A 25,949-nucleotide genomic window follows, 5' to 3' on the forward strand; every position below is an offset into this window, starting at 1 on the left:
CGTCGCCTGCCCGCTGAGGAACTGCGAGGACACGCACATGAACAAGGCCCTGATCGCGGCGCTCGTCGGAGTGCTGGGGCTCGCGCTCGGCTTCGGCGCGGGATGGGCCTGGGACTCCGTGACCGGTGACGAGGACGCCTCGCCGACCCCCTCCGCCAGCGCCTCCGCCTGACCCCCGGCGAGCCGTCCCGCGGGGTCTCCCGCGCATCGTCCCAGGACTCGCGACGGTCCTCGTCGACTTGTCCGGAATGACGTATCCTCGGTGCATCCTCCGACCGCCCCGGGGGATTCGCCACGCCCAGCTCCGAGGACCCCCATTGCGCAAGATCCTGCTCGCCGTCGCCGCCCTCGCGATCGCCGTGGCCTCAGCCGCGGCCGGCTGGTTCGGAGTGAAGGCGTGGAAGTCCTCGCAGAGCGCCGAGCCGGCCCCCGGGGCCTCGTCGAGCGCCACGCCGACGTCGGGCGAGACGGTGGCGCTGACGTTCCGCGCGTCCGAGGTCGAGGACTCGGTCGCGGGGCTGTTCACGGCGCCCGCCTGCGGCGAGACGTGGACGCCCGAGTCGGGCGCGGCCAACGGCGTCGAGCCCAAGCTCGACGCGAGCCTGCGCCAGGTCGCCGGCGTCGACACGGTGACCGTCGTGCCCGGATACACCACCGACACCGCGGGCATCGGCTTCCTGGCGAGCGAGGGCGAGATCATCGTCACGCGGGACGATGTGGTGGTCACCCCCGAATGGGGGGCCGACTTCGTGCCGGAGTACTACGTCGCGACCAGCGGCGAGACCACCCTCACGCAGAACAACGTCGAGTTCACCGGGTCGACGCTGTGCGATGTGGCCGCGGAGCTGAACGCGATCTGGGACGGCTTCGACTGGGCGACCGCGACCGACGCGGAGATCGCCGAGAAGCAGGAGGAGACCGCCGCGTTCAACGAGGCCCACGCGACGCTCCCGCCGGGCGACTACAAGGTCTACCAGTGGTCCCCGATCATCCTCGGGGAGCCGGCCGCGCTCGCCCGGGTGCTGGCGTCCGAAGGCGTCACTGGGGTCGCGACGCTGCAGTACACGATCGGCTACTCGCCGCTCGCCGACGATCCGCGGGTCACGGAGTACTGCACCGACCAGCTGGACGCCGAGGGCGCCCTGATCTCCCGCACGTGCGACGTGCCCGAGGACGTGCTCGCCGAGGTGCTGACCCGCGACGTGCCCGTCGAGTACATCGCCGACGTGCCGCCCGCGGTGGCCTTCTCGGTCGCCGCCGAGTTCACCGTCGAGTAGGCGCGCTCAGCCGCTCTTGCGGCGGAACTGCTGCGGCGCATGCGCGGCGCCGTTACCGTGCAGATGCGTGCCCGGACCCGTCGCGGGGCCTCCGACGCCCCCGCCCTGGCCGTCGTTGCCGACGGCGGCCGCCATCACCTCCTGCGCGTCGCCGTCCTTGACCGCGGCGAGGAAGTCCTGCGCCGGGTCGTCCCGCAGCATCCTCGCGAGCCTGCCGTGGTGGAAGATGTGCACCTCGCCGTTGGTGCGGGTGCGGTAGTCGTAGCCTTCGCTCATCACGTCAGGCTCGCACGGCCCGGCCGATTCCGCGCGGCGAGCGACGGTGCGCGCCCCGCAGGAGGCGGCCGGCCGGGGAGAGCGACGGTGAGCGTCCCGTCGGGGTCGCGAGACGCCGCTGAGCGCTCTACCAGGCCGTCTAACAAAGCCTTCCCGCACCGGGACCTACGTCCTAGAGTGGCCCGCATGGTCACAGTCGCCCATACCCTCGAGAACCTGCACACCGAGCGCCGCACCTTCAAGCCGCCGGTCTCCCTCGCCGCGCACGCGAACGCCACCGCCTACGAGTACAAGAAGGCCGGCGTCGACCGGCTCGAGTACTGGCGTGAGGCCGCGCTGCGTCTCGCCTGGCACGAGCCCTTCACCGAGATCCTCGACTGGTCCGACGCACCCGTGTCGCGCTGGTTCCACGACGGCACCCTCAACGCCTGCGACAACGCTGTCGACCGTCACGTCCGCGAGGGTCGCGGGGACCGGGTGGCCTTCCACTTCGTGGGTGAGCCCGGCGACACGGAGACGCTCACCTACGCCGACATGCACGAGCGCGTCCAGAAGGCGGCGAACGGGCTGCTGAGCCTGGGCGTCGGCAAGGGCGACCGCGTGGCGATCTACCTGCCCCAGATCCCCGAGGCCGTGGTCGCGATGCTCGCCTGCGCACGCATCGGCGCCATCCACTCGGTCGTGTTCGGCGGCTTCTCCGCCGAGAGCCTGCGTCAGCGCATCGACGACGCGGAGGCGAAGCTCGTCATCACCGCCGACGGCGGCAACCGTCGCGGGAGCCATCTCGCCCTCAAGCCGCTCGTCGACGAGGCGCTGGCGAGCCACGGGGAGGGCACCGCTCATCCCGAGCCCTGCGCCTCGGTCGAGCATGTGCTGGTGGTGCGCCGCACCGGGCAGGACACCGCCTGGACCGAGGGCAGGGACCGCTGGTGGCACGACGTGGTCGACCCGCAGACCGCCGCGCACGAGCCCGAGTGGGTCGACGCCGAGCACCCCCTGTTCATCCTCTACACCTCGGGGACCACGGGCACCCCGAAGGGGCTCTTCCACTCGACCGGCGGCTACCTCGTCGGCGCCGCCCACACCCACCGCATCGTCTTCGATCTCAAGCCCGAGACGGACGTCTACTGGTGCACCGCGGACGTGGGCTGGATCACGGGCCACAGCTACATCGTCTACGGGCCGATGACCAACGGCGCGACGCAGGTGCTCTACGAGGGCACCCCGAACACCCCGCACGAGGGTCGCTGGTGGGAGATCGTCCAGGAGTACGGCGTCACGATCCTCTACACGGCCCCGACGGCGATCCGCACGTTCATGAAGTGGGGCGAGGCGATCCCGGACCGCTTCGATCTGAGCTCGCTGCGGCTGCTCGGCTCCGTCGGGGAGCCCATCAACCCGGAGGCGTGGATGTGGTACCGCCGCGTGATCGGCGGGGACCGCTGCCCGATCGTCGACACCTGGTGGCAGACGGAGACGGGTTCCATCATGATCTCGCCCCTGCCGGGCGTGACGGCGACCAAGCCCGGCAGCGCGATGACGCCCGTGCCGGGCGTCGCGATCGACGTGGTGGACGATGCGGGTAGGCCCGTGCCCAACGGCGAGGGCGGGTACCTGGTCATCACGGAGCCCTGGCCGTCGATGCTGCGCGGCATCTGGGGCAACCGGCACCGCTACGTGTCGACGTACTGGAACCACTTCGACGGCCTGTACTTCGCCGGCGACGGCGCGAAGAAGGACGTCGACGGGGACCTGTGGCTGCTGGGCCGGGTGGACGATGTGATGAACGTGTCGGGCCACCGCCTCACCACCACGGAGATCGAGCATGCGCTGGTCGCGCACCCGTGGGTGGCCGAGGCGGCGGTGGTCGGCGCGAACGACGAGGTGACGGGCCAGGCGGTGGTGGCGTTCGTGATCGTCCGCGGCGACGTCGCGGGCATCCCCGACGACGGCGAGGCCGTGGCGGGCGAGCTGCGGAAGCACGTGCGCAAGCAGATCGGGCCGGTGGCGACCCCGCGCACCATCATGGTGGTGTCCGAGGTGCCCAAGACCCGGTCAGGGAAGATCATGCGCCGACTGCTGCGCGACGTGGCCGAGAACCGGCCCGTAGGCGACGTGACCACGCTCGCGGACTCGTCGGTGATGGACGCCATCCGGGGCGGCCTCGAGGCGGGCAAGGGCGACTGAGGGTTCTCGGGGCTCGCCGCTCGCCGGGCGGCGCGGTGGCCGCCGACGTACGGTGAGAGGTGGAGGTCCCCATGCACCGTTCGCCGGAGGCTGCTCTCCGCCACCTGATCGTCGCGCTGCTGATCGTGGCGTTCGCCGGGATCCTCGCCGCGTGCACGGACGGGAGCCCCGCACCCGCCGAGACGTCGGACGGGCCCGTGACGAGCACATCCGTCGACGTGTCCGCGTTCGAGTACGGCTACACGGCCTCCACCGACACGGTGCCCGCGGGCGAGGTCACCTTCACCCTGCTCAACACCGGCGGCATGGCGCACGACCTGGTGATCGAGGGCGTGGACGGCGCCGCGACCGCCATCATCGGACCGACCGAGACCGACGCGTTCACGGTGACCCTCGAGCCCGGCACCTACACGCTGTACTGCTCGGTCGGGACGCATCGGGACCTCGGGATGGAGCTCGAGATCACGGTCACCTGACGCCGCCGGACCGCCCCCGGACGCGCCTGCTCCCCGACACGTGTCGGGCGACGCAGGTTCCGTGCACCGGTCTCAGCAGATTCGCAGGAAACCCCGCCCGGTACTGGTGGCGCCGCGGGTTCCCAACCCCTACACTTGAGCGAGGCGATGCCACCCGGGCGACCGGGTGTCCGCCCCAAGACGTCCCCGGGAGGGGGCGGCCGCGGTGCCCCCCAGCGCGGTTGCCCTCCCGGGGATCCTTGCTTTCCGGGACGGCTCGGCGGTCACGCCGGGCGCTCGTCCTGCGGCTCGGCCGGGGACGCCGGGTCGTCGGCGTCCGGCTCCTCCGCAGGACCCTCCTCCGAGCCGGCGACAGCCTCGTCCGCGCGCTCCTGGTCGGCGCGCTCCGCATCCGGCGCCGCGTACGGGCGGTCGTCCACCTCGGCGAGGCTCAGCAGGCCCTGCGGCGGATCGACGCGCTCGAGCGAGAGGTCGCGCCACCGCTCGACCGCCACCACCACCCCGAGGACGGCGACGCCCACGCACGCCCCGGCGAGCACGTCGGTGAGGAAGTGGTAGCCGAGGTAGAGGCGGCTGAGGGCGACGAGCGCGATGATCAGCACCGCGCCGACTGACCACAGCGCGAGCCGCCAGGTCGCGTCCGAGTCCTCGTGGAGCAGCAGGTAGCTCACGACGAGCACGAAGGTGGTGGCGCCGATCGTGTGGCCGGAGGGGAACGAGTACGAGGTCTCGAAGCCCGGGATCAGCATGAACACGTCCTCGGGGCGCGCACGGCCGACCGCGATCTTGAGCCCCATCCCGAGCACCGTCGAGAGGATCATCGCGCCCACGAGCAGGACCGGATGCCACCACGATCGGGACACGCGCCACCAGATCAGCGCGATCACCGCGACCACGATCGGCAGCACCACGGGCCCGAAGATGGTGGTGACCACCTCGAAGAACGCCGTCAGCCCGGGGGTGCGGTTCTGCGACAGGTACTCGAGGAGCGGTTGGTCCAGCAGGAACAGGTCCTCCTGCTCCCTGACCCAGTCGAGGGCGACCAGGAAGCCGCCGATGCCGAGGGCGAGCAGAAGCACGCCGGGCCAGAGCGCGGTGACGGCGTCGGACGGTCGCATGCGGGGACGAGCCATGCGCTCCACCCTATGCAACGGGCGTGGCCGCGCCGGGACGCTCGCCAGCCCGGCTACCCCCGCAGGTCACGCTCCCGGTAGGCGGCCACACCGGCGGCGAACAGCGCGGCCGCCGCGCCGAACAGCACCACCGGCTGGTACCAGTACATGCCGTTGTCCAGCGGGAAGTGCCAGGTGACGTAGTAGAAGGGTGAGGCGTGGGCGATCGGCTCGAGCGCGTCGTTGACCGCCGCGAACGCGGTCAGCGCCCACCCGACGATCGCGACGCCCGTGCCGGCGCCGACCGCGATGCGCGGCTGGCCCGTCAGCGCCCCGCCCAGGAACGCGACGCCGCCGAGCACCGCGCCGAGCCCCCACAGCAGGACGCCGGTGCCGAAGATGTGCGCATAGGACATGCCCAGACCCGCGATCCAGTTGCCGAGCGCCATGCCGACGACGGTGAGCGCCGACACCCCGAGGGAGGCGATCAGCACCGCGGTCGCCCGGGTCCAGGCCACCCGCGTGCGCGAGACCCGCGAGGTGAGCAGCACCGAGATGGTCCGGCGCCGCTCCTCGCCCGCGAGCGCGGCGCCGGCCGCGATCGCGACCACGCCCACCGCGACGGGCGCGAGGATCGACAGGCCCTCGCCGTGGTACCAGCCCTCGGGCCGCGAGTAGTCGGCGAACCCGACCATCGCCATGATCGAGTCCGGGAAGGCGTCGGCGAACTGGCCGACCACGTCGGAGACCGCGTTGAACAGCGGACCCATCACCACCATCATCGCGAACATGCCGCCGCCCGCGATCGTGAGCAGCGCGCGCGAGTCGGACAGCGCCATGCCGAGCATGCCTCGCGTGCTCGAGCGTCCGCGCAGGAGCTCGAGGACCTTGGCGACCCGCGCATCGTCCTGCAGGCGGGCGACGATCGACAGCCGCCCCTCCCCGGACCGCAGGTCGCGCCGGATGAGCGCTCCCCAGCCCACCACGACCAGGCCGGCGGTGATGGCGATGATGACGCCCATCTGCGACCAGTCGACGCCGTTGGTGAGCGGCTGCGAGGCGCCGATGTAGTGCCAGGGGAAGACCTTCGCCCAGTCCTCCCACCCCTCGATCATCGGGAGCAGGCCCGAGGCGAAGAAGGACACGACCAGGAAGGCGGTCGCCACGCCGGAGGCGAGCTGCTGCTGGCCGGTCGCGGCGCCGATCGCGAGCGCGACCGCGCCGTACAGGAGCGACACCACCAGCACGTGCACGGTCGCGGCCCCGACGTCCACCCCCGTCGAGGTCTCGCCGAAGACGAGCACCACGCCCACGTAGCCCAGCCACGCGAGCGCGTTGACGCCGAGCGCGATGGTGAAGGCGGCGGCCGACTTCGACGCGAACAGCCGGCTGCGCGAGCGCGGAGCCGTGGTCAGCACGTTCATGGTGCCGTCCCGCTCCTCGCCCGCGATGGCCGCGGCGCCCATCGAGATCGCGATGCCGGCGATCACGAACGGCCCGAGGAAGTTGAACATCATCGACATCATCAGGCCGGTGACGCCCGCGTCCCCGCTGATGCCGATCATGGTCGAGTAGAACTCCGGCATCTGGTCGAAGAAGTCGACCGCCTCGTCGCCGATGCCGGAGTAGGCCCACATGCCGAACACGGCGACCAGCCACAGCGAGGCGACGCCGATGAGCGCACCCAGCCAGCGGTCGCGGACCGTCTTGAGATACAGGGTCTGGAGCATCAGACCGCCTCCGCCTCCGTGAGCTCGTCGCGGTAGAACTCGAGGAAGATCTCGTCGAGGTCGACCGAGGAGGACTCGAGCGAGAGCACGTCGTGGGCCGTGGCGACCCGCAGCAGCGGACCCATCGAGCCCTCGTACTGCGCCGTGACCGACGCACCCTCGACGGCCACGCCGTGCACGCCCTCGACGCCGTCGAAGGCGGAGGCGGGCACGGGCGACGCGAACTCGAGCCGGACCCTGCGCAGCGCCTTGTCCAGCAGGTCGCTCATGCGCTCGACCGCGATGAGGTGACCCCGCCGGATGAAGCCGACGCGGTCGGCGACGCGCTCGACCTCGGACAGGGTGTGAGAGGACAGGAACACGGTGTTGCCGTCCGCGACGTGCTCGCGCATGAGGGTGTGGAACTCGAGCTGCACCAAGGGGTCGAGCCCGGTGATCGGCTCGTCGAGGATCACCACCTCGGGGCGGTTCATGAAGGCCTGGATCAGGCCCACCTTCTGCCGGTTGCCGCTCGACAGCTCCCCGACCTTCTTCACGAGGTCCGCGTCGAAGCGGTCCGCGAGCGCGTCGACCCACGCCCAGTCGACGCCGCCGCGGAGGTTGGCGAGGAACTGCAGGGTCTCGCGCCCGGTGAGGTTCGGGTACAGCGCGAGATCGGACGGCAGGAAGCCCAGGTGGCGGCGGATCTCGACGGCGTCCCGGCGGGAGTCGAGGCCGACGATGCGGCACTCGCCCTCGGAGGGACGGATCAGGTCGAGCAGGCACCGGATCGTGGTCGACTTGCCGGCGCCGTTGGGACCGAGGAAGCCGAAGATCTCGCCGGGCCCGATCTGGAGCGACACGTCCTGCACCGCGGTGAAGTCCCCGAACCGCTTGGTCAGGCCTGCGGTCTCGATCGCGGGGGTGGTGGTCATGGCGTTCCCTTCTCCAGCTCTGCAGTCATGCGTGCCATCAACGGCGGCCACTCGCGGGCGAAGAACCCGGCGAGGTCGCCCAGCTCGGTGACCCGGTCGGGCCGGTCCCCGGGCATCACGGGAGCCGCGGCGGACGCAAGGTCGCCCAGCGCCTGGATGCGCCCGAGCTCGGACGTCATCACCTCCCGCCACGCGCCGGGCTTGAGGCGGTAGCGCTGGACGCGCTCGCCGCGCACGCGGACCTGCTCGACCATCCCCAGCTGCACGTGGGTGCGGAGCTGCGTCGACACGGTGCCGGCGCTGAGCCCGAGGTCCTCGGCGAGCTCAGCCTGCGTGCGCTCCGCGGGCTCGCAGATCATCAGCCAGCCCAGGATCTCCGCCCACGCGCGAGTGGAGCCGAACATGGTGAAGAACGTGGCGACCTTGTCCACGTACTGGTGCTGCGCATCGTCCATCGGCACGTTTCAATAGTGACTGAAACTGCTGAAAGAAGCAAGTCGTGCGCCCGGCGTGGCAGGTCGCGCGCGCAGGGTAGCGACGCGGTCGGGAGCGTGGAAGCATGGCCCCATGCCCGAGAGCCTCGACATGAACGACGCCGTGCCCGCCGCCCCGCCAGCCGAGGGCGCGGAGCCGAGCATCGAGTCCGACGAGACGTACGCCCTGCCGACGGTCTCGTACGAGGACGAGGAGCCCACCGGCGAGCTTCCCGACGACCGCTACCTGGACCGCGAGCTCAGCTGGCTCGCGTTCAACCAGCGCGTGCTCGAGATGGCCGAGGACCCGCAGACGCCGCTGCTCGAGCGGGCGAGGTTCCTCGCGATCTTCGCGTCCAACCTCGACGAGTTCTTCATGGTCCGCGTCGCCGGGCTCAAGCGCCGCATCGCCGCGGGCTTCGCGGTGCCGTCCGCGACCGGGATGAGCGCGACCCGCCAGATCGAGGCGATCATCGAGCGGGCCCACGAGATCATGGACCGCCACGCCGAGGTCTTCCAGGATCAGGTCCGCCCGGCGCTGGCCAACGAGGGCATCACGCTGGTGCGCTACGACTCGCTCGGGGAGGCCGAGCAGGAGCGGCTGCGCAAGCTGTTCCGCTCCGACATCTTCCCGGTCCTGACCCCCCTCGCCGTGGACCCGGCGCACCCGTTCCCGTACATCTCGGGCCTGTCCCTGAACCTCGCGGTCGAGATCCGCGACCCCGACACAGGCAAGGACTTCTTTGCGCGCGTGAAGGTGCCGGAGACGCTGCCGCGCTTCCTCTCCGTCGACGCCGCCGGCAAGGTGGGCCAGGTCACCGACGCGGCCTCGCTGTCGGACGAGCCGCGCTCGTTCGTGCCGCTCGAGGACGTGATCGGCGCCCACCTCGACTACCTGTTCCCCGGCATGGAGGTGGTCGACCACTACACGTTCCGCGTCACCCGCAACGAGGACGTCGAGGTCGAGGAGGACGACGCCGAGAACCTCCTCAAGGCGATGGAGAAGGAGCTGCTGCGCCGCCGGTTCGGCCCCGCCGTGCGCGTCGAGGTCGCCGACGACCTGCCCGCGAAGATCCGCGAGCTGCTGGTGCGCGAGCTCGGCATCACCGAGAACGACGTGTTCCACCTCCCGGCGCCGCTCGACCTCACCGGTCTCAACGCGATCGCCGACCTGGACCGTCCGTCGCTGCAGTTCGCCTCGTTCCGGCCGACCACCCATCACAAGCTCGCCCCCGTCGAGACCGCGGCCGAGCAGAACGTCTTCGAGGCGATCACGCGGGGCGACGTCCTGCTGCACCACCCGTACGACTCGTTCTCCACGTCGGTGCAGGCGTTCCTCGCGCAGGCCGCGATGGATCCGAAGGTGCTCGCGATCAAGCAGACCCTGTACCGGACCTCCGGCGACTCGCCGATCGTCGACGCCCTCATCGAGGCCGCGCACAACGGCAAGCAGGTGCTGGCCCTGGTCGAGATCAAGGCGCGCTTCGACGAGCAGCGGAACATCTCCTGGGCCCGCAAGCTCGAGCAGGCGGGCGTCCACGTGGTCTACGGCCTGGTGGGCCTCAAGACGCACTGCAAGCTGTCGCTCGTGGTCCGCCAGGAGGAGGACGGGCTCCACCGCTACTGCCACATCGGCACCGGCAACTACCACCCGCGCACGGCGCGCCTGTACGAGGACTACGGCCTGCTGACCAAGGACTCGGACACCGGAGCCGACCTCACCAAGCTGTTCAACCAGCTGTCGGGCTACGCGCCCAAGGCGAAGTTCCGCCGCCTGATCGTCGCGCCCACCGGGGTCCGCGTGGGCCTCATCGAGCGCATCGAGAACGAGGCCCGCAACGCCCGCGCGGGCAAGGACGCCTGGGTCAAGATCAAGGTCAACTCGGCGGTCGACGAGAAGGTCATCGACGCGCTGTACCGCGCCTCGCAGGCCGGCGTGAAGGTCGACATCAACGTCCGCGGCATCTGCGCCGTGCGGCCGGGCGTGCCAGGCTTCTCCGAGAACGTGCGCGTGCGGTCGATCCTGGGACGGTTCCTCGAGCACTCCCGCATCTACGCGTTCGCGAACGACGGCGATCCCGAGGTGTTCATCGGCTCCGCCGACCTCATGCACCGCAACCTCGACCGCCGCATCGAGGCGCTCATCACCGTCACCGACGAGCAGCAGAAGGCCAACCTCATCGAGAACGTCGACCTCGCGATGAGCGCCAAGGTCGCTGGCTGGGAGCTCCACGAGGACGGGTCGTGGGCGCGGACCGTCACCGACGGCCACGGCGAGCGCCTCAAGGACCTGCAGGAGATCTACATCAAGCGCCAGCCGAAGCGCAGGGCCAAGGGCAAGTAGTGAGCCACTACCCCGACGGCACCGTCGTCGCCGCGGGTGCCCTGGTGTGGCGCGTCCGGAACGGCGAGCTCCAGGTGCTGGCCGTGCATCGTCCGCGGTACAACGACTGGTCGTGGCCCAAGGGCAAGCTCGACCCGGGCGAGCACCTGCCCGAGTGCGCGGTGCGCGAGGTAGCGGAGGAGACCGGGAAGCAGATCGAGCTCGGCCAGCCGCTGCCGACCATCCGGTACCCCATCGGGGCGGGCAAGCAGAAGGTGGTGAAGTACTGGGCGGCCACGGTGCTGCCGTCCGGCTCGCGCTCCGTGAAGGCCCGGCCCACCTACAAGGCGGCGGCCAAGCACGAGATCGACCGGCTGCGATGGCTCTCCGTCGAGGAGGCGCACCGGATCATCACGTTCCCCGACGACCTGCGGCCGTTGGACGCGCTTATCGAGGCCTACCAGGCGGGACGGCTCGACACGCGCCCGTTCGTGCTGGTGCGCCACGCCCGGGCCAAGCGTCGCAAGGCGTGGAAGCTCGCGGACCTGCGTCGGCCGATCACCAAGGCGGGCGCGCAGCGGGCCCGCGCGATCGTGCCGCTCATCTCCTGCTTCGGGGTGGGGCGGGTGGACTCGTCGCCCGCGCGGCGGTGCGTCGACACGGTCGCGCCGTACGCGGCGGCCGTGGGCGTCGAGGTCAAGACCCACGACTCGCTGACCGAGCCCTCGCACGCCGAGCGACCGCTCGCGACCGCGAAGACCTTCGCCAAGCTGTTCTACAAGACCTCCGCGCGAGCGGTGTGCGTCCACCGGCCCACCCTGCCGACCATCATCGAGCTGATGCGCGCGTCGATCCGGCCGTACACCCGCGGGGCGCTGCCGCGCAGCAACCCCTACCTGCCGGCCGGCGGGGTGCTGGTCGCGCACGTGAACGACACGGAATCCGGCCCCGTGGTGGTCGCGGTCGAGACGCACCTGCTGCGCGTCCACGTCTGATCGCCGCATCGCGACGGACGCTCAGCACCTACCGCCTCGCCAGGGCCGGTCGATGCGCGCGACGCGACCAGGCACGATAGAGCCTCGCCGCCGGGCATCCGGACGCCTGAGCCCCGACGGTAGGTGCTGAGCGTCCGGATCCGCCGGCCGGAGAAGATGAAGACGTCGGACCGGGAGCGCCAGTCGGCGCGAAGGCCGCTCGAGGCGGCTGGATTTGGAGCCCGGGGCTGCCGCGGTCCGACGTCACCACCACCATACGCCCGAAAACCAGGCTGTCGAGCCCCTCCACCGGCCTGTTCGCGGCCTGCGGAACCGGGAACAACCGCCCCACCTGCCCACCCCTGGACAGTGGGCACGGAATCGGGGACGACACGCCGAAAGCGCGGCCCGGATCCGCCCCGACACGCCGCCGACCCGGGACCGATTCCGTGCGGACTGTCCGTGGAGGGGGAGGGGGGAGGGAGGGAGGGAGGGGCGGCGCGGGACGATGCGCGGCTTCAGTCCAGGCGGCCCTCGCGCCACATCGCGGCGCAGCGCTCGAGGTCCTCGCCGGTGCGCAGCAGCTGGGCGGCGCGCAGCGTGGTGGCGTGGGCGCGGCGGTCGGCGTGGCCCTCGTCGGACTGCGCCTCGAAGGCGGCGCCCGTCGCGACCACGCGGCAGAACGCCCCGGCCCGCTCGAGCGCGACCGCGAGGTCGCCGCTGAAGACGCCCGACAGCACGGCGTCCGCGAGCGCCTGCACCTCGGACGGCCCGGGCGGGTCCTCGACGCCGGCGATGGCGTGGCGCACGTGAGCGGCGTTGACGCCGTGGTGGTACGAGCGGGCGACCGCGCCGGCATCGTGCTTGACCCACTCGCGGATCATGTAGATCCGCCACAGCGCGCCGGGCAGCGTGTGCTCCCCGGCCTTGGCCCACATCATCGCGACGGTGTCGATGCCCTCCTCATCGACCAGGCGCACCAGGCGCGCGACCAGCTCCGGGTCGCCGGACTCGCGGGCCTGCGCGACGATCGCGGCGGCGGTCTCGTGGGCGATCAGCCCGCGGTCGGCGGGGTCGATGTCGCCCTCGAGCTGGTCGGCCATCTCCATGTCCAGCATGGCGGGGCGGCGGAAGCGGGGCTCGGCCACTAGGCGGACTCGCCCGCCTGGTCGAAGGTCAGCGACACGGAGTTGATGCAGAAGCGGTCCCCGGTCGGCGTCTGCGGCGCGTCGGGGAACACGTGGCCCAGGTGCGAGTCGCATGCGGCGCAGCGCACCTCGGTGCGCACCATGCCGTGCGTGAGGTCCTCGTGGAGGGTGACGGCCTCGGGGTCGGCGTCGTAGAAGCTGGGCCACCCGCAGTGGCTGTCGAACTTGGTGCCCGAGCTGAACAGCTGCGCGCCGCAGGCGCGGCAGCGGAACACGCCGTCGCGCTTCTCGTCGATGAGCTCTCCGGTCCACGGGCGTTCGGTGGCGGCCTCGCGGAGCACCGCGAACTCCATGTCGGTGAGCTGCGCGCGCCACTCGGCGTCGGTCTTCACGATCCTGTGCTGCGTCATGGGGGACTCCTTCCCAGGACAGGGTACGCGCGGCGCGCTCCCGAATCGCGCGCCGGACGGCTCCCGGCCTCATGCCTGGTCAGACACGAGGCGCCCGACCTCCGAGGGGGGGAGGAGGTCGGACGCCACGTGCTCTCACCTTGACGTCCCATGCGGCTCTCGCCGTGGTGGGTGCATGGATAAAGACGCCGGGGCGGCCCGGTTTGTTCCCCGGATCGGGAATCTGTTTGGTTTTTTAGCAACGCCTGTGTAGCGTTAATCCGGGCCCACGAGGTTAGGCAAGCCTCACCTCATTGCAACGTCGTCGGAGCCGCCCCGCGCGGCCCACCATAGAAGGAGAACCATGACCGTCGCACGCCTTCCGCGCGCGCTCGTGCTCGCCGTGGCAGCCCTCGGGCTCAGCGCCTGTGCAGGCGCGGCCGCCACCGAGCCCACCGCATCGTCCCCCGCCGCCGAGGCCGCCTCCGCGCCCACCGAGATCACCGTCACCACCGCCACCGGCGACGTGACCCTCCCCGCGGACCCGCAGCGGATCGTCGTCTTCGAGCACGGCATCCTCGACACGATCGACGCGCTGGGCGAGGGCGACCGTGTGGTGGCGATCCCCCACCAGGGCATCCCGGACTACCTCGCCGGCTACGCCGAGAGCACCGAGAACGCGGGCACGCTGTTCGAGCCCGACTACGAGGCCGTCAACGCGGCCGAGCCGGACCTCATCATCGTCGGCGGCCGTTCCTCCGCGACGCTCGAGGAGATGGAGCAGATCGCCCCGACCGTCGACCTGAGCTTCGAGTGGGGCACCGACGCGTTCCTCGCGACCCTCGAGCGCAACGCCGAGGCGCTCGACACGATCCTGGGCCTTGAAGGCGCCGCCACCGCGGCGGTCGCGGGCTTCGAGGCCGACGCGGCCGCCATCGCGGAGGACGCGGCGAGCGCCGGCACCGGACTGGTGGTGCTCACCACGGGCGGCAAGATCAACGCGTTCGGGCCGTCCGAGGAGGGCCGCTTCGACTTCGTCTACGGACTGTTCGGGATCACCCCGGCGGCCGAGCAGGTGGCGATCGACTCCCACGGCGACGCGATCTCCTACGAGTTCCTCGCCGAGACCGACGCGGACATGCTGATCGTGCTCGACCGCGACGCCGCGATCGGCGCCGAGGGCGAGAGCGCCCAGGCGCTGCTCGACAACGCGCTGGTGAACGGCACCTCGGCCGCGCAGAACGACGCGATCGCCTACGTCGACACCCAGAAGTGGTACCTCGCGTTCGGCGGTCTCACGGCCCTCGACGGCATCAGCGAGGAGATCGGGGCGCTGGTCGCCTCGTGACCTCGCTCCGCGGCCGCACCGCCGCCGTCACCCTCGGGGTGGCGGCGGCGGTCGTCGCGCTGCTGGCGGTCGCCTCGCTCGCCGTGGGCGCCGCCACCCTCGACTGGGGCGCCGTGCTCACCGATCCCGAGCAGCTGCGGCTGGTCACGGTGAGCCGGATCCCGCGCACCGCCGCGGTGATCCTCGCGGGCGCCGCGATGGCCGTCGCCGGCCTCATCATGCAGGCGCTCACCCGGAACCGCTACGTCGCGCCCACCACGGCCGGCACCATCGACGCCGCGGGCCTGGGCGTCCTGGTCGCGGTGCTGCTCTTCGCCGGCGCCTCGGTGATGGCGAAGATCGGGATCGCGCTGGTGTTCGCGTTCGCGGGGACGGCTCTGTTCCTGCTGCTGGTCGAGCGCCTGCGGCTGCGCGAGATGATCATGGTGCCGCTGCTGGGGCTCGTGCTCGGCGGCATCTTCCGCGCGACCACCGAGATGATCGCGTACCGCGCGAACCTCACCCAGACCGTGCAGGTGTGGATGAACGGCGACTTCTCGGGGGTCATCGAGGGGCGCTACGAGACCCTGTGGCTCGCCGGCGCCGCCGCCGCGGCCGCCTACCTGATGGCCCACCACCTCACCGCGGCCGGCATGGGTCGCGAGATCGCGACCAGCGTGGGGCTGCCGTATCGCGCGACGCTCGCCGCCGGGCTCGGCGTCGCCTCCTTCGCCACCGCGGTGGTGGTGGTCACCGTCGGCGCGATCCCGTTCCTCGGGCTGATCGTGCCGAACGTGGTGACGCTGCTGGTGGGGGACAACCTGCGACGGGCGCTGCCGGTGACCGCGCTCGGCGGCGCGGCGCTCGTGCTCGCGTGCGACCTGATCGGGCGCCTCGTCATCCACCCGTACGAGATCCCGGTGAGCTCCGTGGTCGGCGTCCTGGGCGCCGGGGTGCTGCTCGCGCTGATCCTCAGGAAGGGGAACCGCTTTGCACGCGCCTGACGCGACGCTGTCGCGGGACGATGCGGTGGTCACCGCGGCGCCCGCAGCCCCGGCGACCACCGCATCGTCCCCCCCGAGGGTCCGGCGCACGCCGCCGGGAGCGGCCCGCGTGCGCCGAGTCGTCCTCGCGCTGACCCTCGCGACGCTCGGCGCGGCCGCGCTGCTGCTGACGTGGGGGGTCGACGGGCACTGGGACTTCGCGCTGCCCCGGCGACTCGAGACCCTGGCCGCGCTGGTGATCGTGGGCGCGGCGGTCGCGGTCGCGACGGTGGTGTTCCAGACCGTGACGGCGTCGCGGATCCTCACGCCCTCGATCATGGGCTTCGACTCGCTGTACGTGCTGGTCGCGACGCTGATCGTGTGGAGCACCGGCGCCGCCACCGCGCTCGCCATGCCTCCGCTCGCGCTGTTCGCGCTCAACACGGGAGTGATGCTGGGCGCGTCGCTGCTGCTGTTCCGCGCGGTGATCGGCGACGGGACGCGAGGGCTCTACACCACCGTGCTCGCCGGCGTGATCGCCGGGACGCTGTTCAGCTCCATCAGCGGCTTCCTGTTCCGCGTGATGGACCCCAACGCCTTCGACGTGCTGATGGCCGACCTGTTCGCGAGCTTCACCTCGATCGACACCACGCTGCTCGCGGTGGGCGCGGTGGTGCTGACGGCCGCGGTCGCGGGGGCGTTCGCGATGGCACGCCGCCTCGACGTGCTCGCCCTCGGACGCGACGGCGCGATCGGGGTCGGGCTCGATCACCGGCGCACGGTCATGCTCGCGATGGCGCTGGTCGCCGTGCTGGTCTCCGTCTCGACCGCGCTCGTGGGCCCGGTCACGTTCCTGGGCCTGCTGGTCGCGAACCTCGCCTACCGCCTCACGGGCACCCACCGGCATGGCGCGAACCTGCTGGTCGCGATGCTGGTCGCGGCGGTCGCCCTGGTGCTGGGCCAGGCGCTGCTGCAGCACGTCCTCGCCTTCAACGGCACGCTCGGCTCGCTCATCTCCCTGGTGGGCGGGGTCGTCTTCATCGCCATGCTGATCAAGGAGTCCCGCCGGTGATCACCCTCGACTCGCTCACCAAGTCCTACGACGACCACCTGGTGGTCGACGGCGTCTCGCTCGAGCTCCCGAGCGCGGGCGTGACGTCGATCATCGGCCCCAACGGCGCCGGGAAGTCGACGCTGCTGTCGATGGTCAGCCGGCTGCTCGGCGTCGACGCGGGCACGGTCGACCTCGACGGCCTCGACGTCCACCGGGCGCCCTCGCGGGAGGTCGCGCGCCGGCTGGCGATCCTGCGGCAGGACTCCCACACACCGGCTCGGATCACCGTGCGGGAGCTGGTGGAGCTCGGGCGCCACCCGCATTCGAAGGGCCGGCTCACGCCGGCCTGCCACGCCGCGGTCGACGCGGCGCTCGCGCGGTGCGACCTCGCGGACCTCGACCGGCGCGGCCTCCACGAGCTGTCGGGGGGCCAGCGCCAGCGGGCGTACGTCGCCATGGTCCTCGCGCAGGACACGCGCTACCTGCTGCTCGACGAGCCGCTCAACAGCCTGGACCTGGTCCACGCGACCGCGCTCATGCAGCTGCTGCGCACGCTGTCGGACGAGCACGGCACCTCCGTGGTGCTGGTGCTGCACGACATCAACTACGCCTCGGTCCACTCCGACCGCATCATCGCGATGCGCGACGGACGCGTGGTCCGCGACGGCACCCCGGAAGAAGTGATCACCGAGGAGGCGTTGTCCGATGTGTACGGCGCCCCCTTCCGGGTCCACCACCTCGACGGCGACCGGATCGCCGCCTACTACCGATGACGAACGGAGTCCCCATGACCCTCAGCACCACCGGCCGCTTCCCCACCGACCGCCCCGAGCGCTACCTCAAGCAGCTGTGCTCGCACCTGGGCAACAAGCTCGACGCGACGTACGAGGGCGGCGACGGCCGCATCGTCCTCGGCACCGCGATCGCGCGCCTGACCGCGACCCCCGGGTCGCTCGAGATCGCCGTCTCCGGCGCCGAGGACGCCGACGTGCATCGCGTCATGGGCGTGGTCGGGTCGCACCTCGACCGGTTCGCGCAGAAGGACGGCGTCAGCACGGAGTGGGACGATGCGGAGCTCGCCGCGGCGGCGAAGGCCGCCCGGGAGGCGTTCGTCGCCGCGCGGAAGGCTGCCGCCGAGGCCGAGGCGGCTGCCGGTTCCTGAAACCTTGGCGCCACACTGAGGTGCCACACTCGCCTGTGTGACCGCCTCCGCCTCCGCCGCCGAGATCCCCTCGGCGCGCCGCGACTTCTGGGCGGGCGCCCGGGCGGTGGCGACCCTGATGCCGGGCGCGGTGCTGTTCGGGCTCGCGTTCGGCGCACTGGTCCGCGTGGTCGGGATCGACCCGGTCACGGGGTTCATGGGGTCCGTGATGGTGCAGGCGGGCGCGAGCCAGATCGCGATCCTCGAGGCGCTGCGCGCGAACGCGCCCGCGGTCATCGCGGTCATCACGGCGGTGGTGATCAACGCGCGCTTCGCGCTGTGGTCCGCCGCGATGGCGCCGATCTTCGCGCCGTTCCCGACCCGCTGGAAGCTGTGGCTGTCGTATCTGATGACGGACCAGTCGGCGGTCATCACCCTGCAGCACCACGAGCGCTATCCGGATCCGGTGCGGCGACGGCGGTTCGTCCACGGCGCGGAGTCGACGTTCGTGGGCGTGTGGCTGATCGGCACGGCCGCCGGGGTGACGCTCGGGCCGGTGATCCCGGATGCGTGGCAGATCGGGTTCATCGTGCCCCTCATGTTCATCTCCGTGCTGGTGCCGGGGCTGCACGGGGCCCCCGCGCTCGTGGCGGTCGCCGTGGCGGCCGTGACCGTGGTGGTGGCGAAGGACCTGCCCTACGGGCTCAACGTGCTGCTCGGCTCGCTGGCGGGCATCGCGGCCGGCGCGTTCGTCCCCGATCGCAGACGACCCGACCCGCACCACCCCGATGACGGGCTGGCGCACGACGCGGCGGCCGGCGAATGACCGCGTTCCTGATCTTCCTCGCCGCCGGGATCGGCACCTTCGCGATCCGGCTGTCCGGCGTCCTGCTGCTGCGCGACCGCGAGCTGCCGCCGCGGATCGCCAAGGGGCTGAGCCTGGTGGGACCGGCCGCGATGGCCGCGATCGTCGCGAACGCGCTGCTGCTCGACGAGGGCGCCTGGCGGGGCTTCGGGGCGTGGCACCTGGCCGCGCTGGTCGCGATCGGGGTCGCCGTGTGGCGGCGCACCTCCGGCGTCGCGATGGCCGCCGGCGCCGTCGCGTTCGCGGCGCTGCTGCTCGCGGGGCTGTAGGCCCCGGCGCCCGCGGTGGGTCCGTTCAGGGGGCGTGCGTCGCCGTCACCAGGTCGCGCACGTCCTCGTCGCCGGGGAAGGCCGCCGCGACGTACCAGCGCAGGCGGTTGAGGCGCAGGCGCACCGCTCCCTCGGAGCGGTAGCCGAGCCGGCTCGCGAGCTGGGCCTCGGTCTCGCCGCGGACGTAGCCGATCAGCAGGTCGGCGTCGCGTTCGTTCAGGCAGGATGCGGCGCGCCGGAGCGCGGCCTCGGTGTGGAGCTCGGTCGCGGTCACGTTCGCCTCCCCTGGGCTGTGCGGATCTCCGTGCAGGACGTGTGGGCATGGGTGCTCATCGCCTGCTCCTTTGCAGTGCCTGACACTCCACCCCAGCCCGCTTGTGGCGGTACCGGAGCGGCGCGCGATCTGTCACGACTGGATGCTGTCGCTCTGGTGACATCCATTCCATCGCGTGAATCACGCCGCCATCAGGGGCATACGTCCTATTTCGCGCCCAGGTGCGCTCGACCGGCATGCGCGGCGCCCGACTGCTAGCGTCGCGCCATGGTCCGCACCCTCGCCGTCGCACGTGCCCTGGTCGCCGCGCTCATGCTGCTGGCCGTGGGCCGGCTGGCCTGGCAGGGCATCGCGGACGGCAGCTTCGTGCCGTGGAACTTCTTCGGGTACTTCACCATCCAGAACAACCTGATCGGCGTCGCGGCGCTGGCGATCGCGGCGCGATACGTCGGACGGGAGCGGCCCGAGTGGGTCGAGCTGCTCCGGCTGACGGCCGCGGTGACGCTGACCATCGTGGTCACCGTCTACTGGACGCTGCTGCTCCCCACCGACGACGAGCCCTGGGCGTGGACCAACCTGGTGGTCCACGGGCTGTCCGGGGTCGCGCTGGTCGCGGACTGGCTGGTCGACGGGCCGCGACGGCCGCTGCCGTGGGGCCTGCTGCCCTGGGTGATGGCGTATCCCCTGCTCTGGGTCGCGGTCACGCTGGTGCGCGGGGCGACGGACGGGTGGTTCCCGTATCCCTTCCTGGATCCGGCGAACGGGTACGCGGCGATCGCGATGGTGGTCGGGGGGATCGTCGTCGCGGGGCTGGCCCTGGGCGCGCTGTACATGCGCGCCACGCGCTGGCGCGCCCTGGTGCCCGCATGATCCGCGACTCCGGCCCGCCGCCCGCGCACCCGGCGATCTCGCGAGCGCTCGCGCACGAGCTGCTCGCCGCCCAGCTGCCGGAGCTCGCCGACCTCGAGGTGGGCGAGCGCTTCGACGGCTGGGACATGGTGGTCTTCCGCGTCGGTCCCGAGCTCGCGCTGCGCCTGCCGCGAGTCGCGGGGGCCGTGGGGCCGCTCGAGCGCGAGAACCACCTGCTCACGACCGTGGGAGCCGGGTGGACGTTCGCGCATCCGCGGGTGGTCGCGACCGGCGGCCCGCAGGGCGACTACCCGTGGCCGTGGGCCGTGGTGTCGTGGCTGCCGGGCGGCACCGCGGACGTCTCGCCGCTGCGGGACGATGCGGCGGGCGCCGTGGGCGCCGCCCTCGCCCAGGTGCACGTGCCGGCGCCGACGGAGGCGTGGGTCAACCCGGAGCAGTCGATCCCGCTCGAGGCGCGGGTCGAGAACCTCGAGTGGGCGCTCGACCTGCTGACCGAGGCGGAGGGCCCGTCGGGAGAGCGGCTGTCCGTCGCCGGCGCGCGGGAGATCTGGCGCGAGGCGGTCGCGGCGCCCGGGCCGACCGAGGAGGTCTGGTCGCACGCGGATCCGCACGGATCCAACCTGCTCTCCCTCGACGGGGAGTTCGGCGGGATCATCGACTGGGGCAAGATGGCACGCTGCGAGCGCGCCGTCGACCTCAGCTTCCTCTACACCGCGGCCTCGGCCGCGGGTGTCGCGACGGCGGTCGCCGCCTACCGTGACGCATCGTCCTGCGATGATCCGGGCCTCGACGCCCGGCTGCGCGGCATCGCCGTCACCAAGTGCGCCTCGTGGGCCGTGCTCGACCGCCCGCTCAATGTGATGATGGCCTGGCGCGGCTTCGCCGAGCTGGGCCTGGTCGTCTAGGCGTGCTGCGGAGGGCGCGGGCACAACCGCGGCCATCCGGGCGTTACGTCTGCTGACACCTGGAGGGGGAGCATGTTCCTGACCGTGCCCGAGGCCGCCGAGGCCGCGAGTCCGTACGCGTTCGTCGCGCTGGTGCTCGTGGTCCTGGTCTCCGTCCTCGGGACGATGCGCGGCGCGGGGGCACGGGTGCTGCTGTGGGGCGCGCTGGTCGCCTGCCTCGCCGGGATCGCCTTCCTGACGGTCGGGGCCTCGACGTCGTTCTCGAACTCCGGCACCTCCTCCGTGAACCTCACCCTTTTCCAGGAGATCGAGCGGGCGCTCCGGTCGGACTCGCGGATCGCGTGGCTCAACCTGATCGGCAACCTCGCGATGTTCGCGCCGCTCGGGGCGGTGCTGGTGGCGCTCATGCGCCGGCTCACCGTGGTGCTGCGGGTGATGGTCGCCACGGTCGTGTCCGGCATGCTCTCCGCCGCGATCGAGATCGCCCAGCTCGCGCTGGGACGGGTCGCGGACATCGACGACGTGCTGCTCAACACCCTCGGCGCGTTCGGCGGCGCGGTGGTCGCGGCGGTGGTCATCGGGGTCGCGAACGCGGTGCGGCGCCGTCGCTACGATGGGGGCCGGGCCTCTAGCTCAGCTGGTAGAGCAGCGGACTTTTAATCCGTAGGTCGTGGGTTCGAGCCCCACGGGGCCCACGCGGGGGAAACGTGCAGAACTTGGCCAAATCTGTTGCATAACTGCGAGCCACAGGGCTCCAGGCGGACCCCTATTGCCGGCAGGCGATCGTGGCGTCCGGGAACGCACAACTATGCCGGGGAGCCAGGCATTCTGAAACCGGTCAGGAACGCCGAGTAGGGCCCTCGCCTGTTGGCGGGGCCCTGTCGGGGTGTGACGTGGACGCTGAGCGACGGCTACGCCGCGCGCTTCTCGGGTGGGCGGCGTCCTGGAGTGCGCAACGGTGCGTCGCCTGGTTCGGTCCCGTACTTGGAGAAGCCCGTGTACTTGGGCTTGCGGCCGCGTCGAGTCTGCTGCTTCTCGTTCGGGTCGCCGTTGGTCGGATCTGAGTCGGCCCAATCGCGGATGCTGTCGAGGTTGGCGGCGACGATCTTGCACATGATCGCGAGGAGCTGCTTGCCCCAGCCGCGGAACTGTCGGTGGGCGACCTCGTCAATCGCCGCACCCGTGGCCTTCTTGAGGCGCTTGTTCTCCGACTCGATCTCGTTGCGCGGACCCGTGTACGCGGCGTACCACTCGGGGCTCCGGTAGGGGATGTCCTGGCGGAACCGCAAGCCCAGATCGGCGGGGATAGAGATGCTCTGCTTGAGCTTGCACACCTCCAGCGCCTGCTTGGGACGCTTGACCGCGAGCGGCAGCTTCTTACGCCCGGCGGGCAGCGGTGGCTGCGCCGATCCGAATTCCGCGACGTGTGCGCAGTCGAGCGTGCGGCCGTGGCCGCGGCCCGGGCAACGGAACACGAAGACCATGTCACCGCGCTTGGTCTCCTTGAAGCGGAGTGCGTACTTCATCCGCTCCTGGATCTGGCGGTGATAGGTGTCGTCGTCGAGGCGTCCGGCGCGCCACTCGACGGAGATCCACTTGAGCTTCTCGGGGATGCAGGGCCCGTACCACCAACCATCGATCAGCAGGCAGCCCTTGAAGGTCTCCTGGATCCCGAGGGCATCGTCGCGATAGTCCATGACGAGGCCATAGCCGAGGGCACGCATCGGGCCAGCGAAGTTGTCTTCGGTCTGCTGGGAGTAGCCGCGGTCGACGGTCAAGAGGCCGACCGGCATGCCGGCCCGCGGGATGCCCTGGAGCGCGCCGTGGGCATTGTGTCCGGGCGCGACGCCGGGGCGCTCCAGGCGCAGGGCCGCGACCTGTGCTGGGAAGTCGATGCCGACGCCCGGACTGGTGTTGCGGCCGAGGTGCGCCTCGGCGGCGAACTTGCGGTTCTTGCTGAGCGTCGCGCCCGGCTGCGCCGCGGCGTCGCGCTTGTCGGGGGTCTTGTCATAAATGCCAGCGTTGGCCTCGGGACTGTTCGCTCCTTCGACCTTGCGTCGTCGGTCGTAGTGACCCTTCTGGCCGTAGATGCGAATCGGGGTCGCGTCGAAGGTGATCCCACCCGCCCAGCTGTCCTGGACCTCCGCGGGAAGCATCTTCCAGGCGGTGGTGAGCATGCGGTGAGCCAGGTCGTCGGCTCGGTTCTGACGCTTGGCCTCGTCAGCGGCGTCACGTGCATCGTCGATCAACTTGAGCTCCTCATCGGTGTAGCCACGATCCGTGGGGTAGACGCGGGGGTCGAAGGTGGCGGCGATCTGGGCCGCGTGGCGTCCGATCGTCGACCGGTGCATACCCCGGCGAGTCGCGTTGAGCCGCTGATCAAGTGCGCGGTTCTTCGACATCGGCAGGCCCAGGATCTTCCGCAGGTGGCGCGTCATGGCGGGCGCGGTGAGCGCGTAGGTGATCTGTGTGTACGAGGTAGGCGCATGCGCGAACGCACATGCGAGCGTGGTGATGAGAACCGCGCGGTCGGGCAGGAACTCGGGCGCACCTCCGGGGCCCTTGACGTTGGCCTGCTTGTCCTCCGCCACCCAAGCGTCGATGTCGCGGATCGCCCCGACCCACTCGAGGTACTGCGCCGCGCGCTCGTAGTAGTGGTCGGCGATGTCAACGCCGGCCTTGCGCATGGTGCCGTTGAGGTTCTCCTCAGAGGTCGCGCGCAGGAGGCCGACAATGCCGTCGGAGGCGTCGCAGCGTCGAATCAGGGGCTTGGAGATCACGCGGCGGTGCCCTCGCTTCCGTCGCGAAGAAGGGTGCGGGCGCTGGACGTGTCGGTCGGGGCGAGGAACTTGTCGTAGCGGCTGAGGCCCTCCGTGCGCTTGATCCCGGCCGCCCGGGCGACCACGTCGCGGGGCACGCGGGCATTGAGGTGACCCACGATCCAGGTCGAGCGCATGCGCTGGACCGTGACCGTCACCGGCGGCGTGGATCCATCCAGGATCAGCGCGGCGATCAGGCTGGGGTTGTTGAGGACCCTGCGGCGGGGACAGATCAGATGCAACGTGGGGCGCATCGCTGCCCGAGCGAGCTGAGCGATCTCCGACTCCCACTCAGCCAGCACGGGGACCTCGCGCGGGCGGTCGCCGCGGACGCGGATCACGACGCCGTGGTCGTCGACCTGCACGTCGCCGGCGGTGACCGCCGCGATCTCGCTGTTGGACAGGCCCGCGCCGATTCCCAACGCCAGCATCAGGGTCATGTTGACGGAGCGGTATCGGGTGCCCTGGTTGCCGGCCCAGTGGCGGAGCTCGATCACCTCCTGGTCGGTGTAGGGCTCGGGGGCGTTGTCGAAGTCTTCAAGAGCCTGGTTCTTGACGTTGCCGCGAAGCCCAGGGAAGAACTTGTCCGTCATCTGAAGAGCCCGCGAGCGATACGAGCCCCGCGAGGACGGCTTGAGGTCATCGCATCCCTGGGAGATGAACGTCGCAATCACCTCGGGGTGGAAGATGACCTCGCGCTCGAGCTCGAGCCCCGCTTCGAAGAAGGCCCAATGGGCCAGGCGCGTCGCGGCGGTGAAGTAATTCTTCGCGTCGTGGGTGCGGTCGAAGTGCATGTCGGTGATCGCTGCGCACACGAAGGTCTCGATCTCCGCCCACTGGGCAGCAGGGATCTCGCTGCCGTGTGCGCCGATGAACTGAGCCACGAGGGCCTCCGATCGCTGATGGGTGGAACCAGCATCGAGCGGAATGTCCGAACTGTCCATATCGGGCGAAGCGCCGCCCGAGAGCAGTGCGAAGCGGGGCCGACGCGCCCCTGTGGCGGCGGCCTCCTCGTCGCCTGTGGTAGGGCCTACGATGCGGTCATGTCGCGCCTGCCCCGGCCGCACCCGGTCACGCTCACCGACCGCTGGCCCGACGCCGCCATCGATGACGTGCCAGGCGAGGCCGCGCGACTGCTCGCACTCGGGCTTCGCGAACAGATGGGTGACCGTTCCGCTCGCGCTGTTGGACGACTCTGCGGCGTCGACTCGACGACGGTCTCGGCGATTCTCAACGGGACCACGTGGCCCGACTTGCGCACGATCGCCCTGCTTGAGGCCGGTCTCGGCGTCCCCTTGTGGCCGGACCATATCGGCACGAACAGTGCGGAGGCGGACTGAACCGATGCGGAACCCACTGCCACCTTGTCACCGCCAACGGAGTCGGGGCCGGCGTGCGGCTCTCCGCCATGCTCCGCGTCGGTGTCGCACTGCCCCCGGAGCAGCTCGCGCTCGTGCGAGGTCAGGGAGGGGCGAGAATCAGGTGAGGTAGATGCCATGGCTCGATGGTGGGGGCACCGATCGTCGCGGTTTGTGTTCATCACAAATCCCCGCTCTGCGATCTGGGAATTTCGCTTATAGCTGAATAGGTCGCGCGCCTACGTTCCGCTAAGGTCCGCGTGTGCAGCTGTCGGAACCGGAGCCTCGCTCGTGGCTTGAGGACCCTTCGCTATTTGGCAAAGGACCAGGGAAAGACGGTCCGCCGCTCGTATGGCGCGAAGCGGTCACAGAGCGCGATCGCGTTCTACTAAGAGCCGCCCAAGAGCAGCACCAAACGTCAGTCGAACTTCAGGGACTGATCGCCGTCGCACAGAAGAAGAAGGACGACGAGGCTGCCGACCTGCTTGCGTTCTCCGAGGAGCTCGCAGCGGTCTCATACGCCAGCCTCTGGTCGGCGTTGCGAGGACGCTCGAAGCTGACCTTGGTGCACGACGCCGACGTGCGCGTCGCCACGGAGCGCCTGTCCCGCACGACCCGGACCTAGTTCGATCTCGCCCGTCGCGGCGGCGTGCCCCCCATGGCACGCCGAGGCCATCGCGCCCCCTGGAGGCTGCTCCACGGCGCAGGCTCGCTCCGTCCCCACCACTGGCCCGCTCAGCGCCCGGCCGGATCGGCGCGTCCCACCGTCACTCAGCGCGTCCGGTCGCGTCACCTCGCACGACCT

At 71.1% G+C, this 25,949-nt stretch carries 28 protein-coding genes and 1 tRNA gene; 19 read left to right on the plus strand and 10 right to left on the minus strand.

What is annotated here, in order from left to right:
• The first annotated feature begins 37 nt into the window (after positions 1-37).
• Positions 38-172 carry a hypothetical protein gene (locus QQX10_RS10430; protein WP_301120647.1) on the plus strand — a complete coding sequence of 45 codons (135 nt, stop codon included), beginning with the start codon at positions 38-40 and terminating at the stop codon, positions 170-172.
• A gap of 145 nt (positions 173-317) precedes the next feature.
• On the plus strand, positions 318-1,277 hold the full coding sequence (locus QQX10_RS10435; RefSeq protein WP_301120649.1) for a hypothetical protein: 960 nt from the start codon (positions 318-320) through the stop codon (positions 1,275-1,277).
• Between the two features lie 6 nt (positions 1,278-1,283).
• Here QQX10_RS10435 and QQX10_RS10440 read toward each other — a convergent pair whose 3' ends face one another.
• Positions 1,284-1,553 (minus strand): hypothetical protein, encoded by a 270-nt coding sequence (locus tag QQX10_RS10440; RefSeq protein WP_301120651.1) that lies wholly within the window; start codon positions 1,551-1,553, stop codon positions 1,284-1,286.
• Positions 1,554-1,739: 186 nt separating this feature from the next.
• Between QQX10_RS10440 and acs the strand changes: the two genes are divergently transcribed.
• On the plus strand, positions 1,740-3,740 hold the full coding sequence (gene acs / locus QQX10_RS10445; protein WP_301120653.1) for an acetate--CoA ligase: 2,001 nt from the start codon (positions 1,740-1,742) through the stop codon (positions 3,738-3,740).
• A gap of 71 nt (positions 3,741-3,811) precedes the next feature.
• Positions 3,812-4,216, plus strand: a complete 405-nt coding sequence (locus tag QQX10_RS10450; protein WP_301120655.1) for a cupredoxin domain-containing protein — start codon at positions 3,812-3,814, stop codon at positions 4,214-4,216.
• A 263-nt stretch (positions 4,217-4,479) separates the two neighbouring features.
• Here QQX10_RS10450 and QQX10_RS10455 read toward each other — a convergent pair whose 3' ends face one another.
• From QQX10_RS10455 to QQX10_RS10470, 4 genes are read right to left on the minus strand one after another with little or no spacing between them, the layout of a single operon-like run.
• Positions 4,480-5,349: a phosphatase PAP2 family protein gene (locus QQX10_RS10455; protein WP_301120657.1), complete on the minus strand. Its 870-nt coding sequence runs from the start codon at positions 5,347-5,349 to the stop codon at positions 4,480-4,482.
• Between the two features lie 53 nt (positions 5,350-5,402).
• Positions 5,403-7,058 (minus strand): ABC transporter permease, encoded by a 1,656-nt coding sequence (locus QQX10_RS10460; RefSeq protein ID WP_301120659.1) that lies wholly within the window; start codon positions 7,056-7,058, stop codon positions 5,403-5,405.
• Positions 7,058-7,972 (minus strand): ABC transporter ATP-binding protein, encoded by a 915-nt coding sequence (locus QQX10_RS10465; protein WP_301120661.1) that lies wholly within the window; start codon positions 7,970-7,972, stop codon positions 7,058-7,060. The genes QQX10_RS10460 and QQX10_RS10465 overlap by 1 nt, the downstream gene beginning before the upstream one ends.
• On the minus strand, positions 7,969-8,427 hold the full coding sequence (locus QQX10_RS10470) for a GbsR/MarR family transcriptional regulator (protein WP_301120989.1): 459 nt from the start codon (positions 8,425-8,427) through the stop codon (positions 7,969-7,971). Before QQX10_RS10470 ends, QQX10_RS10465 begins: the two co-directional genes overlap by 4 nt.
• 112 nt (positions 8,428-8,539) lie before the next feature.
• Between QQX10_RS10470 and QQX10_RS10475 the strand changes: the two genes are divergently transcribed.
• Entirely contained in the window at positions 8,540-10,789 is a 2,250-nt protein-coding gene (locus QQX10_RS10475) for an RNA degradosome polyphosphate kinase (protein WP_301120663.1), read from the plus strand.
• Entirely contained in the window at positions 10,789-11,763 is a 975-nt protein-coding gene (locus QQX10_RS10480; protein ID WP_301120665.1) for an NUDIX hydrolase, read from the plus strand. Before QQX10_RS10475 ends, QQX10_RS10480 begins: the two co-directional genes overlap by 1 nt.
• Before the next feature lie 497 nt (positions 11,764-12,260).
• Here the strand turns inward: QQX10_RS10480 and QQX10_RS10485 are convergent, their stop codons facing one another.
• Together QQX10_RS10485 and msrB are read right to left on the minus strand one after the other, a co-directional pair.
• Complete coding sequence (locus QQX10_RS10485; protein WP_367281274.1) at positions 12,261-12,890, minus strand: hypothetical protein; 630 nt, start codon at positions 12,888-12,890, stop codon at positions 12,261-12,263.
• Positions 12,890-13,300 (minus strand): peptide-methionine (R)-S-oxide reductase MsrB, encoded by a 411-nt coding sequence (gene msrB / locus QQX10_RS10490; RefSeq protein ID WP_301120667.1) that lies wholly within the window; start codon positions 13,298-13,300, stop codon positions 12,890-12,892. The genes QQX10_RS10485 and msrB overlap by 1 nt, the downstream gene beginning before the upstream one ends.
• Positions 13,301-13,643: 343 nt before the next feature.
• Here msrB and QQX10_RS10495 point away from each other — a divergent pair, with 343 nt between their 5' ends.
• The 7 genes from QQX10_RS10495 to QQX10_RS10525 are packed head-to-tail and all read left to right on the plus strand — an operon-like array spanning position 13,644 to position 18,918.
• On the plus strand, positions 13,644-14,627 hold the full coding sequence (locus QQX10_RS10495) for a siderophore ABC transporter substrate-binding protein (protein WP_301120669.1): 984 nt from the start codon (positions 13,644-13,646) through the stop codon (positions 14,625-14,627).
• The gene (locus QQX10_RS10500) at positions 14,624-15,610 is read left to right on the plus strand and encodes an ABC transporter permease (RefSeq protein WP_301120671.1); all 987 of its coding nucleotides are present in this window, start codon (positions 14,624-14,626) and stop codon (positions 15,608-15,610) included. Before QQX10_RS10495 ends, QQX10_RS10500 begins: the two co-directional genes overlap by 4 nt.
• On the plus strand, positions 15,597-16,661 hold the full coding sequence (locus tag QQX10_RS10505) for an iron chelate uptake ABC transporter family permease subunit (protein ID WP_301120674.1): 1,065 nt from the start codon (positions 15,597-15,599) through the stop codon (positions 16,659-16,661). The genes QQX10_RS10500 and QQX10_RS10505 overlap by 14 nt, the downstream gene beginning before the upstream one ends.
• Positions 16,658-17,416: an iron ABC transporter ATP-binding protein gene (locus tag QQX10_RS10510; protein WP_301120676.1), complete on the plus strand. Its 759-nt coding sequence runs from the start codon at positions 16,658-16,660 to the stop codon at positions 17,414-17,416. Before QQX10_RS10505 ends, QQX10_RS10510 begins: the two co-directional genes overlap by 4 nt.
• Positions 17,417-17,430: 14 nt before the next feature.
• On the plus strand, positions 17,431-17,805 hold the full coding sequence (locus QQX10_RS10515) for a DUF2218 domain-containing protein (RefSeq protein WP_301120678.1): 375 nt from the start codon (positions 17,431-17,433) through the stop codon (positions 17,803-17,805).
• 37 nt (positions 17,806-17,842) lie between these two features.
• A complete protein-coding gene (locus QQX10_RS10520; RefSeq protein WP_301120680.1) occupies positions 17,843-18,610 on the plus strand; it encodes an AzlC family ABC transporter permease in 768 nt (255 codons plus the stop codon).
• Positions 18,607-18,918, plus strand: coding sequence for an AzlD domain-containing protein (locus tag QQX10_RS10525; RefSeq protein WP_301120682.1), 312 nt, complete (start codon positions 18,607-18,609; stop codon positions 18,916-18,918). The genes QQX10_RS10520 and QQX10_RS10525 overlap by 4 nt, the downstream gene beginning before the upstream one ends.
• Before the next feature lie 25 nt (positions 18,919-18,943).
• On the opposite strand, the gene QQX10_RS10530 is transcribed toward QQX10_RS10525, so the two are convergent.
• Positions 18,944-19,192 carry a hypothetical protein gene (locus QQX10_RS10530; RefSeq protein WP_301120684.1) on the minus strand — a complete coding sequence of 83 codons (249 nt, stop codon included), beginning with the start codon at positions 19,190-19,192 and terminating at the stop codon, positions 18,944-18,946.
• A 267-nt stretch (positions 19,193-19,459) separates the two neighbouring features.
• On the opposite strand from QQX10_RS10530, the gene QQX10_RS10535 reads away from it, so the two are divergent.
• From QQX10_RS10535 to QQX10_RS10550, 4 genes are all read left to right on the plus strand, one after another.
• A complete protein-coding gene (locus tag QQX10_RS10535) occupies positions 19,460-20,062 on the plus strand; it encodes a Pr6Pr family membrane protein (RefSeq protein WP_301120686.1) in 603 nt (200 codons plus the stop codon).
• Entirely contained in the window at positions 20,059-20,967 is a 909-nt protein-coding gene (locus QQX10_RS10540; RefSeq protein ID WP_301120688.1) for a phosphotransferase, read from the plus strand. Before QQX10_RS10535 ends, QQX10_RS10540 begins: the two co-directional genes overlap by 4 nt.
• 165 nt (positions 20,968-21,132) lie before the next feature.
• Positions 21,133-21,627, plus strand: a complete 495-nt coding sequence (locus QQX10_RS13650; protein WP_367281276.1) for a VanZ family protein — start codon at positions 21,133-21,135, stop codon at positions 21,625-21,627.
• Positions 21,590-21,662 (plus strand) — tRNA-Lys (locus QQX10_RS10550). The genes QQX10_RS13650 and QQX10_RS10550 overlap by 38 nt, the downstream gene beginning before the upstream one ends.
• A gap of 216 nt (positions 21,663-21,878) precedes the next feature.
• Here the strand turns inward: QQX10_RS10550 and QQX10_RS10555 are convergent.
• Together QQX10_RS10555 and QQX10_RS10560 are read right to left on the minus strand one after the other, a co-directional pair.
• A complete protein-coding gene (locus QQX10_RS10555) occupies positions 21,879-23,654 on the minus strand; it encodes a hypothetical protein (protein ID WP_301144554.1) in 1,776 nt (591 codons plus the stop codon).
• A gap of 89 nt (positions 23,655-23,743) precedes the next feature.
• Positions 23,744-24,670 carry a site-specific integrase gene (locus QQX10_RS10560; RefSeq protein ID WP_301120694.1) on the minus strand — a complete coding sequence of 309 codons (927 nt, stop codon included), beginning with the start codon at positions 24,668-24,670 and terminating at the stop codon, positions 23,744-23,746.
• 159 nt (positions 24,671-24,829) lie between these two features.
• Here QQX10_RS10560 and QQX10_RS10565 point away from each other — a divergent pair, with 159 nt between their 5' ends.
• Both QQX10_RS10565 and QQX10_RS10570 read left to right on the plus strand, forming a co-directional pair.
• Positions 24,830-25,126 (plus strand): helix-turn-helix domain-containing protein, encoded by a 297-nt coding sequence (locus QQX10_RS10565; protein WP_301120696.1) that lies wholly within the window; start codon positions 24,830-24,832, stop codon positions 25,124-25,126.
• A 280-nt stretch (positions 25,127-25,406) separates the two neighbouring features.
• On the plus strand, positions 25,407-25,769 hold the full coding sequence (locus QQX10_RS10570; RefSeq protein WP_301120697.1) for a hypothetical protein: 363 nt from the start codon (positions 25,407-25,409) through the stop codon (positions 25,767-25,769).
• Positions 25,770-25,949: the final 180 nt, after the last annotated feature.

It is taken from the genome of Demequina lignilytica, from assembly GCF_030418305.1.
Lineage (GTDB): Bacteria > Actinomycetota > Actinomycetes > Actinomycetales > Demequinaceae > Demequina > Demequina lignilytica.